Origin of the sequence: Streptomyces aidingensis (assembly GCF_900112355.1) — a bacterium.
Classification (GTDB): domain Bacteria; phylum Actinomycetota; class Actinomycetes; order Streptomycetales; family Streptomycetaceae; genus Streptomyces; species Streptomyces aidingensis.
In genome coordinates, this window is record NZ_FOLM01000001.1 from 795,212 (window position 1) to 810,761 (window position 15,550).

Genomic DNA, 15,550 nt, shown 5'->3' on the forward strand with positions numbered 1-15,550 from the left:
CGATGACAACCGACGCAGCCCGCACCCCCGGCGGCACCCCCGGCCGGGCCGCGACACCCCGCCGCGGCGGGTGGATACGGGGCTGGGACCCGGAGAACCGCGACTTCTGGGAGCACGGCGGCGGCCGGGTCATCGCCCGCCGCAACCTGATCCTGGCGATCGTCTCCGAGCACATCGGCTTCTCGGTGTGGAGCCTGTGGTCGGTCCTGGTCCTGTTCCTGTCCCCGGAGACCGGGCACGACTTCGGGCCCGACGACAAGTTCCTGCTGGTGGTCACGCCGACGCTGGTCGGCGCCCTGCTGCGGCTGCCGTACGGTTACGCGGTCACCCGGTTCGGCGGACGCAACTGGACGGTGTTCTCCTCCGCCGTGCTGCTGGTGCCGGCGTCGCTGGCCTGCTGGCTGGTCCAGCGGCCCGGCACCCCGCTGTGGGCGTTCCTGGCGGTGGCCACCCTGGCGGGCGTCGGCGGCGGCAACTTCGCCTCCGCCATGACCAATATCGCCGCCCTGTATCCCCGCCGCCTCCAGGGCTGGGCACTGGGCCTGACCGCGGGCGGCGGCAATCTCGGCGTGCCCGCCGTGCAACTGGCCGGGCTGCTGGTGATCGCCGTCGCCGGCGACACCCACCCCTCCTATGTGGCCGCCCTCTACCTCCCGCTGATCGTCACCGTGTCGCTGCTGGCCGCGCTGAAGATGGACAACATCGACGCGGTGCGCACCGCGCCCGGCGCCCAGCGGGACGCCCTGGCCTCCCGGCACACCTACTGGATCTCGCTGCTGTACATCGGCACCTTCGGCTCCTTCGTCGGCTTCGGCTTCGCCTTCGGGCTGGTGCTCCAGAACGAGTTCGGCGCCACCCCGCTCCAGGCGGCGTCCTGGACCTTCCTGGGGCCGCTGCTGGGCTCGCTCTCCCGCCCGCTCGGCGGTCTGGCCGCCGACCGGTGGGGCGGCGCCCGCATCACCCTGGCGTCCTTCGGCGGCATGGCGGCCGGTGCCGTGATGCTGCTGATCGCCTCCGGCCAGTCCTCGTTCGGCCTGTTCGTGGCCGGCTTCACGGTGCTGTTCACGCTCAGCGGCATCGGCAACGGATCGACCTACAAGATGATCCCGGCCGTCTTCGCCGACCGGGCCGGGGAGCGGATCGCCGCGGGGCACGACGCGACCGGCGCCTTCGCCGAGGCCCGGCGGCTGTCCGGGGCGGTGATCGGCATCTCCGGCGCGGTCGGCGCGCTCGGCGGGGTGGCCATCAACCTCGCCTTCCGCGCCGCCTACGGCGGCGGCTCGGGCAGCGGTGCCCCCGCCTTCGTCGCCTTCCTGGCCGGATACGCGGTCTGCGCGCTGGTCACCTGGCGGGTCTACGGGCGGCGCCGCTCCCGCCCCGGCCCGGCCGGCCCCTCCGCCTCCGTGGAAAGGTTCCCCACCCATGTCTGACCGCGCACCGGCCCCGGCCGGGCCCCGGGCCGGCGCCGCGCCGGCCGCGGCCCGGGCCGGCACCCCGGGCGATATCCCGGCCGGCATCCCGGCCGATACCCCGGCCGATACTCACTGTCCCTACTGCGCGCTCCAGTGCGGGACACGGCTGAGCCGGGCGGCGGACGGCGCCGTCACGGTCCGTCCCACACCCGGCTTCCCGGTCAACCAGGGCGGGCTGTGCCAGAAGGGCTGGACCGCCCCCGCGCTGCTGGACACCCCCGACCGGCTGCGCACCCCGCTGCTGCGCGACGCCGGCGGCACCCTGGCCCCGGCCGGCTGGGACACCGCGCTCGACACCATCGCCGGCCGGCTGCGGGAGCTGCGCGCCCGGTACGGCCCGGACGCCGTCGCCGTGCTCGGCGGCGGCGGGCTCACCAACGAGAAGGCGTATCTGCTGGGCAAGTTCGCCCGGCTGGCGCTGGGCACCAGCCAGATCGACTACAACGGCCGGTTCTGCATGTCCTCCGCCGCGGCGGCCGGCAACGCCGCCTTCGGCATCGACCGCGGGCTGCCGTTCCCGGTCACCGATCTGGCCGGCGCCGAGGTGGTGCTGCTTGCCGGGGCCAACCCGGCCGAGACCATGCCGCCGCTGATGCGCCATCTGGACGGGCCCGAGCTGATCGTGATCGACCCGCGCCGCACCCCCACCGCGGAGCGTGCCGCGCTCCACCTCCAGCCCCGGCCCGGCACCGACCTGGCCCTGGCGCTGGGCCTGCTGCACGCCGCCGTCGCCGAGGAACTGCTCGACCACGACTACATCGAGACCCGCACCACCGGCTTCGACGCCTGCTGGCGGCAGGCCCGGGAGGCGTGGCCGGAGCGGGTGGAGGCGATCACCGGCGTGCCCGCCGCCGACCAGCGCGCCGCGGTCCGCATGCTGGCCGCCGCCGGCCGCCGCTATCTGCTCACCGGCCGCGGCTCGGAACAGCACAGCACCGGCGTGGACACCGTCGCCGCCTACATCAACCTCGCCCTGGCGCTGGGCATGCCGGGCCGGCCCGGCAGCGGCTACGGCTGCCTCACCGGCCAGGGCAACGGCCAGGGCGGGCGGGAACACGGCCAGAAGGCCGACCAGTTGCCCGGCTACCGGATGATCACCGACCCGGCCGCCCGCGGCCATGTGGCGCGGGTGTGGGGCGTCGCCCCCGAGGACCTGCCCGGCGCCGGCCGCTCGGCCTGGGAACTGCTGGACTCGCTGGCCACCCCGGGCGGCCCGCGCGCCCTGCTGGTCTTCGGCACCAACCCGGTGGTCTCCGCGCCGCACGCGGCCCGCGTCGCCCGCAAGCTGGCCGCCCTCGACCTGCTGGTGGTCGCCGACTTCGTGCCCTCCGAGACCGCCCGGCTGGCGCACGCCGTGCTGCCGGTCACCCAGTGGGCCGAGGAGGACGGCACCATGACCAGCCTGGAGGGCCGGGTGCTGCGCCGCCGCGCGGTGCGCACCCCGCCGCCCGGGGTGCGCGGCGACCTGGACGTCCTGCACGGTCTGGCGGTCCGGCTCGGCGAGCCCGCGGCACGCTATCCGACCAGCCCGCGCGCCGTCTTCGACGAACTGCGCCGCGCCTCGGCCGGCGGCCGGGCCGACTACTCCGGCATCAGCTACGAACGGCTGGACTCCGGCGAGGCCCTGTACTGGCCCTGCCCGGCGGCGCCCGGGCCCGGCGGCGCCCGGGCCGCTCCCCACCCCGGTACCCCGCGCCTGTTCCTGGACGGCTTCGCCCACCCCGACGGGCGGGCCAGGTTCGCCCCGGTGGGGCACCGGGAGGCCGCCGAGCGGACCGGTCCCGGCTTCCCGCTGCACGCCACCACCGGGCGGCTGCTGGCCCACTACCAGTCCGGCGCCCAGACCCGCCGGATCGCGGAGCTGACCGCGGCGGCCCCGGAACCCGAGGTGGAGATCCACCCGGACACCGCCGCCCGGCTCGGCGTCGGCGACGGCCAGCGGGTCCGGGTCAGCTCGGCGCGCGGCAGCACCGTCGCCCGCGCCCGGCTGGTGGCGACGCTGCGCACCGACACCGTTTTCCTGCCGTTCCACTTCCCGGGCGCCGGGCGGGCCAACCTGCTGACCGGCACCGCGCTGGACCCGGTGAGCCGGATGCCCGAGTTCAAGGTCAGCGCCGTCTGCGTCGAACCGGAACCAGCCCCATGACGACCACCACGACGACCACCACGACGACCACCGCCACGAGCAGCGCGGCGACCACCGCGCTGAACACCACGACGGGCGCCACGACGGGCGCCACGACGGGCAACGCGGCGCACAACGCGACCGCCGGGACGGCCGGGACCACCGGCGCCCGCGGGGCCGGCGATGTCCTGATCCTGGGCAACGGGCCCGACGCGGTGCGCCTCACCCGGGCGCTGCACCGCCTCGGCCACCCCGGTCCGGTGCGGATGCTGCCCGAGCCCGTGGTCACCGCCATCGACCGCCGCCGGCGCCGGGTGCGCACCGCGGACGGCGGCGAACACCCCTACGGCACCCTGGCGCTGGCGCTCGGCGCCCGCCCGCACATCCCGGACGTGCCGGGACTGCGCTGCCCCGAGGGGCAGTTGCGCGGCGGCGTGCGGGTCGGCACCCCGCTGGCCGGCCCGGCCGCCGGCCGGCGGGCCACCACCACCCCGGGACCGGTGGTGGTGCTGGGCGCCGGCCCGGACGGCACCGACGCCGCCCTCGCCCTGCGCCGCGCCGGACGGCAGGTCACCGTCGTCCACCCCGGGGCCCACCCCATGTCCCGCCGGCTCGACCGGACCGCCGGGGAACTGCTGGCCGGGGCCCTCGCCGAGCGCGGCATCCGGGTGCACGCGGGCGCCACCGCCGTCGAGTTCACCCCCGGCAAGCTGACCCTGGACGACGGCCGGATCCTGGAGGCGGCCACCCTGCTGCTGTGCACCGGCACGGTGCCGCACACCCGCCTCGCCGCCGAGGCCGGGCTGCCGGTCGGGCACGGCGTGCTGGTCGACAGCCGGCTGCGCACCGCCGACCCGCACATCAGCGCCCTGGGGAGCTGTGCCGAGCTGACCACCACGGCCGACGGCCCGGCCGCGCCGCCCGCCTGGGACCAGGCGGAGGCGCTGGCCGCCCGCCTGACCGGCGCCGACCGGACGGCACCGCCGCCGGTGGTCCGGCTGCGCGACCCGGCGCTGCATCTGGCCGTCATGGGCTCCCGCCAGGCCCTGGAGGAGGCCCCCGACCAGATCACCCTGCACGATCCGGCGCGCGGCCGGTACGCCCGGCTGGCGCTGCGCCGGGACCGGGTGGCGGCGGCCGTCGTGCTGGGGCTGCCGCGGGCGGCTGCCGCGGTCACCCAGCTCTACCGCGAGGCGCGGCCGGTGCCGGCCGCCCGGCTGGCCCTGCTGCTGGGCACCCCGCCGCTGCGGCCCGGCGCCCCGGACTCCCCGGCCACCGTGGTGTGCCGCTGCAACCATGTCACCCTGGGCGAGCTGCGCGAGGCCTGGGACCGGGGCGCCCGGGACGTGGCGGCCCTGGCCGAGGCCACCCGCGCGACCACCGGCTGCGGAAGCTGCACCGACGAGGTGGCCCGCCTGTGCTCCGCCCGCACCGCGCCCTCCGGCGGCCCGGGCGGCGCGCGGAGCGCGGGCCGGGGCGCCCGGGAAGGCAGGGCACGATGAGTCCGCGACGCCATCTGCTGGTGGTCGGCCACGGCATGACCGGGCACCGCCTGATGGAGGAGGTGCACCGCCGGGACCGGGACCGCCGCTGGCACATCACGGCGGTCACCGACGAGTCCCGCCCCGCCTACGACCGCATCGCCCTGACCTCCGCGCTGGCCGGCGACGGCCCGGCCCGGCTCGGCCTGCGCCCCGACCCCTGCACCCGGGTCCGCACCGGCGTGTCGGTCACCGCCGTCGATCCGCGCTCCCGTACCGCCACCCTGGACCGGGGCACCGAACTGGTCTGGGACGCGCTGGTGCTGGCCACCGGCTCCCGCCCGTTCGTGCCGCCCGTGCCCGGCCACGATCTGCCCGGCTGCCATGTGCTGCGCACCTATGACGACCTGCGGGCCATCCGGGCCGCCGCCGTGCCGGGCAGGCCCGGCCTGGTGGTCGGCGGCGGCCTGCTGGGCCTGGAGGCCGCGGGCGCGCTGCGCCACCTCGGCATGCGGCCCCATGTGGTGGAGACCGCGCCGCATCTGATGCCCATGCAGCTCGACCGGGCCGGCGGGGGCCTGCTCGCCGGGCTGGTCGGCGCACTGGGCATCACCCCGCACTGCGGGACCCCGCTGCACGCCGTGCACGCCGGGCCGGGCGGCCGGGTCGCCGGGGTCACCCTGGCCGGCGGCCGGTCCCTCCCGGCCGAGCTGGTGATCTTCGCCGCCGGTATCCGGCCCCGCGACGAACTGGCCGCCGCCGCGGCCCTGCCGCGCGGCGAGCGGGGCGGCTTCCTGGTGGACGACCGCTGCCGCACCCGGGCGCCCGGCATCTGGGCCATCGGCGAGTGCGCCGCCGTCCGGGGCCGCACCTACGGGCTGGTGGCGCCGGGCTACCGGATGGCCGAGACCGTGGCCCGCCAGCTCACCGACGACGCCGAAGGCCCGCCGCTGCCGCCGCTGGACACCTCCGCCCGGCTCAAGCTGCTGGGCGTGGAGGTCGCGAGCTTCGGTGACGCCCATGCCCGCACCCCGGGCGCGGTGGAGTTCGCCCACCGCACCGGCGGGACCTACCGCAAGCTGGTGCTGGCCGGTGACGGCCGCACCCTGCTGGGCGGCGTCCTGGTCGGCGACGCCTCCGCCTACCCCCGGCTCACCCCGCTGCTGGACCGTCCGCTGCCGGCCAACCCCGAGGACCTTCTCGCCCCCGTGCCCGGGTGAACGGCCGAGGCCGCGCCGCCCTCCCCGGCCGGGGAGGGCGGCGCGGCCTCGTCAGGTGCCGTGCGGTGCCGTGCGCTGCCGCACGGTGCCGGCGGTCAGGTGGCGGGGGAGACGCGCCGGGCGGTCCGGGTGACATGGCGGCCCAGGTGGCGGGCGGTCTCCAGATCGGCCTTGGTGACCGTCTCCGGGCCCTCGTCCACATTGGCCTGGCCGCCCGCGCCCAGATAGAAGCCCAGCCGGTTGAGGTCGTTCTCCGAGCCGGTGGAGGCGTTCCAGCCGGGCATCAGATCCAGATTGACCCAGAGCATGCCGTGCTGCGCGGCCAGCAGGGTGAAGTACTGCAGGGTGTTGAGCTTGTCCCCGCTCTTGGCGCCGGACATGGTGAAGCCCGCGGCCAGCTTGCCGGACCAGGCGCGCTCCGCCCACCGGCCGGAGGTGGCCTCGGCGAAGGCGTGGAAGGCGGCCGAGGCCGAGCCCATGTAGGTGGGGGAGCCGAAGACGATGGCGTCGGCGCCGTCCAGCAGCGCCCAGCGGTCGTCACCGGCCTCGCCGAGGGTGTCGACCTGGACCGCGTCGGCCCGGGCGCCGGCCTCGGTGGCGCCGGCCAGGACGGCCTCGGCGAGGGCGGTGGTGTGGCCGTAGCCGGAGTGGTAGGCGATGACGACGCGCGGGCCGTCGGTGCGGGTGCTCATGAGCGCGACTCCTGGGGGAGCAGATGACGTCGGAGTTCGGTGTCGAGACGGGCCGCGTCCCCGGCGTGGCCGTGGGCGGCGATATGGCCGTCCGGGCGGACCAGGTAGTAGCCGGGGGCCCGGCAGCCGGTGGCCCGCCCGGCCTCGCGCGAGGCGAGACGGACGGCCGTGACCTGGGGGTAGTCGGCGAGAAGCCGGTGCGGGCGGAGGCCGGGAACGGGCTCCACGGTGACCAGGGTCCAGCCGGCCGGCGAGCCGGAGCCGGGACGGGAACCGGCGAAGCCGTGCGCCACCGCGGTCGCGCGCGGGAAGACCATGCCGATCCGCAGCCGGCCCGGCAGCCGCTCCAGCAGACCGCAGCGGGTGCGGCCGGCCGGCCGCTGGCTGTCCCGGTCCGCCGGGTAGGCCACCCGGCGGCCTGCCATCACCGGGAACACCTGACGGGGCACCAGCCCGCTGCGCCCGGCCAGCCGGAAGGCCGCGTCCCGCAGCACGATCCGGGGCCGGCTGCCGGCCATCCAGGCCCGGGTCTGCCGGTCGGTGGCGGCGATGATGCGGTCGGTGGCGTAGCGGCGTTCCGGGGTGTAGTCCTCCAGCACGGTGGGCGGGGACTCCCCGTGCAGCACCGCGGCCAGCTTCCAGGCCAGATTGTGCGCGTCCTGGAGGCCGTTGTTCATGCCCTGGCCGCCCGCCGGGCTGTGCACATGGGCGGCGTCCCCGGCCAGGAAGATCCGCCCCCGCCGGTACTCGGTGGCCTGCCGGGCGTGCACCCGGTAGACGGTGGTCCACACCGCTTCGGTGAGGGTGACGCCGCCCGGGCCCCGCTCGTCCAGATAGCGCTGCATCATCTGCTGGGTGACCTGCTGCCCGGCCCGGGGCAGCACCACCAGGACCCGGAAGATCCCGTCCGGCAGCGGCGCGATCATCAGGGTGCCGGTGGGCGCCTGGTAGTAGAGGAGCTCCCCGGCCGGCAGCCGGCCGCGCACCCGAGTGTCGGTGAGGGCGAAGGTCAGCGGGTAGGTGGTGCCCTGGAAACCGGTGCCCAGCAGGCCGCGCACGGTGCTGGAGGCGCCGTCCGCGCCGATCACATAGCGGGCGGGCAGCCTGCGCAGGGCCGAGTCGCCGGTCTCCACCAGGGCGGTCAGCACATGGTCGCCGTCCAGCGGCACGGCGCCGGGGTCGGCGGCGTCGGCGTCGAAGTTGAGCAGCCGCACGCCCCGCTCCACCTTGCCGCCGAGCTGCTCCAGCCGCTCGTTGAGCAGCCGTTCGGTCTCGTACTGCGGCAGATGCAGCGGGCGCAGTTTCTCCGGGATCTCGAACCGGGCCAGCGGGGAGCCGCCGGAGAAGTAGCTCAGCGCCCGCACCGGCTCCGCGGCCTCGCGCAGCCCGCCGGCGATCCCCAGGTCCGCCAGCAGGTCCAGAGCCCGGGGCCACAGCGCCAGCGCCTTGGGCACCGTCGAGGGCCCGTCCGCCCGGTCGATGATCCGGACGTTCACGCCGCGCCGCAGCAGCTCGCAGGCGGCGAACAGGCCGGACGGGCCCGCGCCGACGACCAGGACGTCGCAGGCGGCCTCGGACAGGGCTCCGGAGCGGGCTCCGGAAAGAGCTCCGGAAGACGGGCTCATGCCTGGTTCTCCAGGCGTTCGCGCAGCCGGCGGGCCAGCTCCAGGCGCTGCACCTTCATGGTGGCGGTGCGCGGCAGCTCCGCCAGCCGCATCTGGACGGGCCCGGCGAGCTGCGGGAAGTCCGCGGCGGCCCGCCGCCAGCGCTCCATGTCCAGCGGTTCGTCGGTGCGGGTGCACACCACCGGCAGCGGTTCGTCGCCCGGGCCGCGCACCACCACCAGCTCGGACAGCTCCTCCAGCCGGCCCAGCATGGTGTCCTCGATCTCCAGCGTGGACTCCACATTGGGGATGACGTCCACCACCCGGTCCAGCAGGTGCACGCAGCCGGCCCTGGTGCGGTAGCCCACATCGCCGGTGCGCCACCAGCGTCCGTTCAGCTCCTTGGCGTACCGGGCGTCCTCGCCGTGGTAGTTGACCGCCCGGCCGTCGGTCTGCACCTCGATGAAGCCGGGGTTCTGCTTGGACGGCTTCATGCCGTTGCGCGGCACGATCCGCACATGGGTCATGCCGGGGATCGGATAGCCCAGGCAGCGGCCGTCCGCCTTGTGCACATTGCGCGCGCTGTACCAGCGGCCCACCAGCGGCCCGCACTCGCTCTGCCCGTAGAACTGGAAGAACAGCGGCCGGCGGCGCTGCGAGGCGGACATCAGGCGCTGCATGGTGGGCGGGTGGATGGCGTCGAAGGTCCCGGAGAAGTACTTCACGTTGGACAGCGGCTTCAGCGGGTGGTGCACCAGGTCCTCCCACTCCATGTAGGAGTTGGGGTGGGTCTCGATCAGGCCGGGCCGGTGCCGGGCGAACAGCGGCGCCACATTCTCCGGCGAGCCGTCGTCGATGACCAGCAGCGGCATGCCCTTGGGCAGCGCCACCGCCAGCGCCATGAACATCCGGGAGTGCACGAAGGAGAGGTGGACCGCGTAGGTCTCGCGCTCCAGGATCAGCCGGGCGAGCTGCTGCTGCGGCCGGAACCGGCCGCGCAGCGACCGCGCGGTGTGCACCACCAGCTTGGGAATCCCGGTGGTGCCGGAGGTGTGCGTCATCAGCGCGGGGACGTCCGCCCCGAGCAGCACCGGCTCACGGCGCGGCGAGCCGGCCAGCGAGGCCAGCGAGACCGCGCCGGGGCGGGTGCCGGAGGTGGCGTCGGCGTCGATGACGGTGGCCGCGGCGGCCGTCTGCTGCTGACCGGCCAGCTCCTTGTCCAGCTTGCCGGCGTCGGTGATCAGATGCGGCCGGTCCAGCCGCTCCAGCAGGGCGGCCACCGTGTCGCCGTCCAGCGCCGGGGAAAGCATGGCGGGGGTGGCGCCCAGCCGGGCCGCGGCGCAGGCCAGCACGTAGATGTCGAAGTTGTGCCGCTTGTACAGCGCCACATGGTCGGTGGGCCGCACCCCGGCCGCCCACAGCCGGGCGGCCATGTCGTCCACCAGATCGGCCAGCCCGGCCGCGGTGAGCTGGCGCCCGGCCTCCGGAGCCGCGTCCATGTCGTGGTCCAGAGTGATCGGCGTCCGGGGACGCCGGGCGGCGGCCTCCTCGGGCACCACGCCCAGGTACAGACCGGTCCGGGCGGCAGGGATGTGGAGATGCACTGTGCCTCCTCAAGGCGCTTGGAAACGACGGATTCCCCGGGTTCCTGAAATCCCTGGATGTGCTGATTCCTGAAGAGTCCTGAGGGCGGCTGCGGCTCAGGAGGCGGCCGAGGCCAGGCGCCGCTCCAGCAGCCGCGCCTCCTCGGCCCCGAGACGGATGCCGAAGGTGCCGGCCAGTTCGGTCAGCACCTCGGCGGCGGTCAGCCCCGTCCGCTCGGTGCGTCCGTCCGGATAGCGGCTGGACAGTTCGCGGTCCCGCAGGACATGGCGGGCCTCTTCGGAGCCGCGCATGGCGATCAGCTTGCCGGTGAAGGTGGAGCGGTCGCTGTGCGCGGTGTAGAAGTTGGCGACCTCGAAGTCGGCGGGGAAGTGCTGCTCCACGCGCAGGCTGTACAGGTCGAACCAGCCCTCGGGGTGGAGCGACTGGAGCACCCACTGGTCCCGTTCGCGCACCACCCGCCAGGTCCAGCCGCCCGCCTTGACGGTCGCCTCATGGGCCAGCGGCACCGGCTCCAGCAGGCCCTCGTCGCCGAAGCCCACGTCGGCCAGCCAGGGCTGGAAGCCGGCGGCGGCCACCAGCATGGCGTGCGCCCGGTACCGGATCTGGTCGCGGTTGCCGCGGCGCACCCGGGCCTGGAGCCGGGTCACCGGGAAGCCGAGCCGTTCCAGCACCGCGGCGAACAGCAGATTGTGCTCGAAGCAGTACCCGCCCCGGCCCTGGTCCACCAGTTTGCGCTGCACATCGGGCAGGTGCAGGGAGATGCCCCGGCCCAGCGCCACATCGATGTTCTCGAAGGCGATGGCCGCCACATGGGCCCGGTGCAGCCGGCGCAGGGTCTCGGCGGTCGGCTCCAGCGGGCCGGTGTCGCCGATCCGCCGCAGATAGTCGTCCAGCCGCAGCTCGTCGGTCCCCCACCCGGCGGTCCAGGACGGGACCGGGTGCCCGGCCTGCTGCTCCGCCGGCCCGCCGGTCAGGTTTTCGATGCTCATGGCCAAACCCCTCTGCTGCGCCACTGCCTGTTCTGCCGCGCCGTGCGCCGCGTCGCCGCGCCGCGCCGGCGGATGCCGGCGGAAGCGCGGCCGGCCTCGGCCCCGGCTCGGCCCCGGGTCGGCCCCGGGTCTGTCCCGGCTCGGGCCCTGGAATCGTGTCCCGGCCCCCGGGGAGCGTCAACGAAGGTCCGCGCACTCCGTCAGGTGCACCGGCCATCACCTCATATGACGGGATATGACGGTCACCGCGGGGGGACTTGATGGATTCCGCGCCACCTGACGGAGTGCGCGGCCGTTCGTTGGCCAGCCGCCCCGGACCGTCGCAGGATCGGGCCACCGTCCACCACCGGACCACCACCGGCCCACCGCCGGACGACCGTGTCCCGAGGAGTGCCATTGCCATGACCATGGGAGCCACCACCGGAGCGCTCGTCGCCCGCACCACCGCCGGCGACGTGGCCGGCGTGCGCGAGGGGGCGCTCACCGTCTTCCGCGGAGTGCCCTATGCCCGCCCGCCCCTGGGCGAGCTGCGGTTCTCCTCGCCGCGGATGCCGGTGCCGTGGACCGGGGTCCGGGACGCCACCCGCTATGCGCCGGCCTTTCTCCAGTCCGGCGCCGCCGGGCCGGGAAGCTCCGAGGACGCGCTGTACGCCAACGTCTGGACCCCCGGCACCGACCGGCCGCGCCCGGTCCTGGTCTACATCCACGGCGGCGGCTGGCAGGTCGGCGCCGGAAGCGTGCCCACCTTCCACGGCCACCGGCTGGCCGAACGCGGCGACCTGGTGGTGGTCAACTTCAACTACCGGCTGGGCGTCTTCGGCTGGGGCATGCACGAGGAACTGGCCGACCCGGCCACCGGGCTGTGCGCCAACTGGGGGCTCCAGGACCAGATCGCCGCCCTGCACTGGGTGCGGGAGAACATCGCGGCCTTCGGCGGCGACCCGGACAACATCACCCTGTGCGGGACCTCGGCCGGCGGCACCACCGCCTGGCAGCTCGCCCTGCTGCCCGAGTTCCACGGCACCGTCCGCCGGCTGATCGCCATCAGCGCCGCCCACCCCTGGCAGCCGGCCGGCAGCCTCACCCCGGCCGATGCCCACACCGTGTACGGCACCCTGGCCGCGGACCTGGGCACCACCGTGCCCGGGCTGCGCGAGGTGCCGGCCGAGGCGCTGCACCAGGCCTGGCTGCGGTTCTTCTCCGCCGCCCCGGCCGCCCGGCCGGTGGACAGCGGACGCGAGTACCGCGGCCCGGTGGCGGACGGCGGCGTGATCACCGCCTTCCCCTGGCAGCTGCCCACCCCCGCGGTGCCGCTGATGACGGTCTTCAACCGCACCGAGGGATCGTTCTTCACCGATCCGCACTCGGTCTCCTTCCCGCCCGCGCCGCCGGTGCCCACCGACCATGCCGAGCTGCGCGACCGGGTCCGCGAGGTGCTGCTCAAGGGGGCGGTCCGGGTGGACGACGCGCTGGTCGACGCGTGTCTGTCCGCCTACCGGGAGGCCGCGCGGGCCGAGCGGCTGCCCCATGACCCGCGCACCCTGTGGACCGAGATCTGGGGCGACGGCCTCTTCCGCTACCAGATCGTGCGGATGGCCGAGCGCCATGCCCGCACCCGGGGCGCGAGCCCGCAGTACGTCATGGAGTTTGCACACCCCGTGCGCCCGCCGCACTTCGGCACCCCGCACGACGCGACCTCCAAGTTCCTCTTCGGCTCGCATGCCGAGCCCGGACTGGTCGATCAGTTCGGCGACGGCCCGGACGAGCGGCTGGTGTCCCGGACCTTCATGGATCTGGTGGCGTCCTTCGCCCGCGACGGCGCCCCGGCCGCCGGCCCGGTACCCCACTGGCCGGTCTTCGACCCGGACCGGGAGACCACGCTGATCCTCGGCGGGCCCGGCACCGCACGGGTGGCCGCCCTGCCCAAGCTCCGCCAGCTCGGCTTCTGGGACCGGGCCGGCTGGGTGCCGAGTCCCCGACCCGCCGACCCCGCGGAGCACACCCCGGACAACCACTGAGCAATCACTGAGCAACAGCTGAGCAATCACCGAGCAATCACCGGGCGAGAACTGAGCGGCCACCGGGCGATCGCCGAGAAGCCGCTGAGCAATCGCCGAGCAAGCACAGAGCGACCACCGAGCACGACTGAGCACGACCGAGTGACGCACGTCCCCGACACGTGCCCGAGACCAGCACGACCGCGGCAGGTCACGCCGCACCCCGGCAGCCGCGCCCGCGGCGGGCCGGATGCGTCCCGCCGTGCCCCTCGGAGCCGTCAACCGGGCTCCCCGTCCGTTCCCTCAGGAGACCTCACCGTGGACACCCCTGCCCCGTCTTCCGCCGGCCCGGCCCCGGCCCCCACCGTGCTCGCCATCCGCGCCCGCCCCGCCCGCCAGCAGCCCCGCTGGGAGGACCTGCCCCTGGTCCGCCGCACCAGCCGGGAACTGGCCGCCCGGCCCGCCCTCGTCCGGGCCCCCGACCTGTGGACCCTGCGCTCCCTGCTGGCCCGGGTGGCCGACGGCGAGGCGCAGGTGGTGCAGGCCGGGGACTGCGCCGAGGACCCCGAGGAGTGCGGCAAGGGCTCCATCGCCCGCAAGGCGGGCCTGCTGGACATGCTCGCCGGACTGGTCCGGATGTCCACCCACCGCCCGGTGCTCCGGGTCGGCCGGATCGCCGGCCAGTTCGCCAAGCCCCGCAGCAACGACACCGAGCGGGCCGGCGACCGTGAACTTCCGGTCTTCCGCGGCCATGTGATCAACGGCCCGGAGCCGGATGCCGACAGCCGCCGCCCCGATCCGCGCCGCATGCTGCACTGCTACGACGCCGCCGCCGAAGCCATGCAGCACCTCGGCTGGGGCCCCGGACCCACCCGCCCCCCGGTCTTCGGACCGCAGATCTGGACCAGCCACGAGGCGCTGCTGCTCGACTACGAACTGCCGCAGCTGCGCCGGGACGAGGAGGGCGGGCTGATGCTCGCCTCCACCCACTGGCCGTGGATCGGCAAGCGCACCAACGATCCCGAGGGCGCGCACGCCGCCCTGCTGGCCGCCGTCATCAACCCGGTGGCCTGCAAGGTCGACGCCGGCATGAGCCGGGACCATCTGCTGCGGATGTGCGAGGTGCTCGATCCGCGGCGGGAGAAGGGCCGGCTCACCCTGATCGCCCGGATGGGCGCCGACGCCGTGGCCGACCGCCTGCCGCCGCTGGTCGCCGCGGTCCGTGCGGCCGGCCACCCGGTGGTCTGGCTGTGCGACCCCATGCACGGCAACACCGTCACCACCGAGGCCGGGCTCAAGACCCGCTACGTCGAAGTGGTCACCCAGGAGGTGCGGCACTTCCAGTGCGCCGTGCGCTCCTCCGGCGGCGTGGTCGGCGGCCTGCATCTGGAGATCACCCCGGACGAGGTGACCGAGTGCGCGGCCAATGCCGCAGAGGCCGGCCGGGTCGGCGACAAGTACACCAGCCTGTGCGATCCGCGCCTCAACCCGGGCCAGGCCGCCGCCGTGGTCGGCGCCTGGCTCGGCTGAGCACCGGCCCGGTCCTCACAACCAAGGAGAGCGAGTCGCATGAACAGCAGGATCGCCGTGGTGACCGGCGCGGCCGGGGGCATCGGCACCGCCGTTGTCGAGGTCCTGGGCCGGCGCGGCCTCACCGTGGTCGCGGTGGACCGCGAGGCCGGACAGCTCGCCGAGACGGCCGAGAAGCTGGCCGCCGACGGACTGAGCGTGGAGCCCGCCGCCGCCGATGTCACCAGCGCCGATGACGCCGAACGCGTGATCGCCGACACCGAAGGCCGGCTGGGGCCGGTGGAGTACCTGGTCAACGCGGCGGGGCTGCTGCGCCCGGGCGGGGTGGAGGGATACGACCCGGCCGACTGGGCCAGCACCTTCGAGGTGAACGCCAAGGGCGTGTTCCTGATGTCGCAGGCCGCGGTGCGCCGCATGCTGCCGCGCCGCCGGGGCGCCATCGTCACCGTGGCGTCCAACGCCGCGGGCGTGCCCCGGGCCGGCATGGCCGCCTACGCCGCCTCCAAGGCGGCGGCCGTGATGTTCACCAAGAGCCTGGGGCTGGAGGTGGCCCGGTCCGGCATCCGCTGCAACGTGGTGGCGCCCGGCTCCACCGACACCCCGATGCTGCGCCAGCTCTGGACCGACGCCTCCGGCCCGGCCGGAACCCTCGACGGCTCCCCGGAGGCATTCCGGGTGGGCATTCCGCTGGGCCGGCTGGCCCGGCCCGAGGACATCGCCCACGCGGTGGACTTCCTGCTCTCCGACCGGGCCGCTCACATCACCCTGCACGACCTGACCGTGGACGGCGGTGCCGCGCTGGGCGTCTGACGGCGCATCCGCGCCGGACGGCCGC

11 protein-coding genes are annotated in these 15,550 nt (G+C 75.4%); 7 read left to right on the forward strand and 4 right to left on the reverse strand.

Features of this window, described 5'->3' with window-relative positions:
- Window positions 1-2: 2 nt before the first annotated feature.
- The 4 genes from BM242_RS03515 to BM242_RS03530 are packed head-to-tail and all read left to right on the forward strand — an operon-like array spanning window position 3 to window position 6,298.
- Window positions 3-1,430 carry a nitrate/nitrite transporter gene (locus tag BM242_RS03515; RefSeq protein WP_093837068.1) on the forward strand — a complete coding sequence of 476 codons (1,428 nt, stop codon included), beginning with the start codon at window positions 3-5 and terminating at the stop codon, window positions 1,428-1,430.
- Window positions 1,423-3,618: a molybdopterin oxidoreductase family protein gene (locus BM242_RS03520; protein ID WP_093837069.1), complete on the forward strand. Its 2,196-nt coding sequence runs from the start codon at window positions 1,423-1,425 to the stop codon at window positions 3,616-3,618. Before BM242_RS03515 ends, BM242_RS03520 begins: the two co-directional genes overlap by 8 nt.
- On the forward strand, window positions 3,615-5,099 hold the full coding sequence (locus BM242_RS03525) for an FAD-dependent oxidoreductase (protein ID WP_093837070.1): 1,485 nt from the start codon (window positions 3,615-3,617) through the stop codon (window positions 5,097-5,099). Before BM242_RS03520 ends, BM242_RS03525 begins: the two co-directional genes overlap by 4 nt.
- Entirely contained in the window at window positions 5,096-6,298 is a 1,203-nt protein-coding gene (locus BM242_RS03530; RefSeq protein ID WP_093837334.1) for an NAD(P)/FAD-dependent oxidoreductase, read from the forward strand. Before BM242_RS03525 ends, BM242_RS03530 begins: the two co-directional genes overlap by 4 nt.
- A gap of 95 nt (window positions 6,299-6,393) precedes the next feature.
- Here BM242_RS03530 and BM242_RS03535 read toward each other — a convergent pair whose 3' ends face one another.
- From BM242_RS03535 to BM242_RS03550, 4 genes are all read right to left on the reverse strand, one after another.
- On the reverse strand, window positions 6,394-6,990 hold the full coding sequence (locus BM242_RS03535; protein ID WP_093837071.1) for a flavodoxin family protein: 597 nt from the start codon (window positions 6,988-6,990) through the stop codon (window positions 6,394-6,396).
- Window positions 6,987-8,615 (reverse strand): FAD-dependent oxidoreductase, encoded by a 1,629-nt coding sequence (locus BM242_RS03540; RefSeq protein ID WP_093837072.1) that lies wholly within the window; start codon window positions 8,613-8,615, stop codon window positions 6,987-6,989. The genes BM242_RS03535 and BM242_RS03540 overlap by 4 nt, the downstream gene beginning before the upstream one ends.
- Complete coding sequence (locus BM242_RS03545) at window positions 8,612-10,198, reverse strand: class I adenylate-forming enzyme family protein (RefSeq protein ID WP_093837073.1); 1,587 nt, start codon at window positions 10,196-10,198, stop codon at window positions 8,612-8,614. Before BM242_RS03545 ends, BM242_RS03540 begins: the two co-directional genes overlap by 4 nt.
- A 96-nt stretch (window positions 10,199-10,294) precedes the next feature.
- A complete protein-coding gene (locus BM242_RS03550; protein WP_093837074.1) occupies window positions 10,295-11,188 on the reverse strand; it encodes an arylamine N-acetyltransferase family protein in 894 nt (297 codons plus the stop codon).
- 401 nt (window positions 11,189-11,589) lie between these two features.
- On the opposite strand from BM242_RS03550, the gene BM242_RS03555 reads away from it, so the two are divergent.
- From BM242_RS03555 to BM242_RS03565, 3 genes are all read left to right on the forward strand, one after another.
- Window positions 11,590-13,206: a carboxylesterase/lipase family protein gene (locus tag BM242_RS03555; protein WP_093837075.1), complete on the forward strand. Its 1,617-nt coding sequence runs from the start codon at window positions 11,590-11,592 to the stop codon at window positions 13,204-13,206.
- Between the two features lie 297 nt (window positions 13,207-13,503).
- On the forward strand, window positions 13,504-14,715 hold the full coding sequence (locus tag BM242_RS03560) for a 3-deoxy-7-phosphoheptulonate synthase (protein ID WP_093837076.1): 1,212 nt from the start codon (window positions 13,504-13,506) through the stop codon (window positions 14,713-14,715).
- 39 nt (window positions 14,716-14,754) lie between these two features.
- The gene (locus tag BM242_RS03565; RefSeq protein WP_093837077.1) at window positions 14,755-15,525 is read left to right on the forward strand and encodes a 2,3-dihydro-2,3-dihydroxybenzoate dehydrogenase; all 771 of its coding nucleotides are present in this window, start codon (window positions 14,755-14,757) and stop codon (window positions 15,523-15,525) included.
- The last annotated feature ends 25 nt before the right edge of the window (window positions 15,526-15,550 follow it).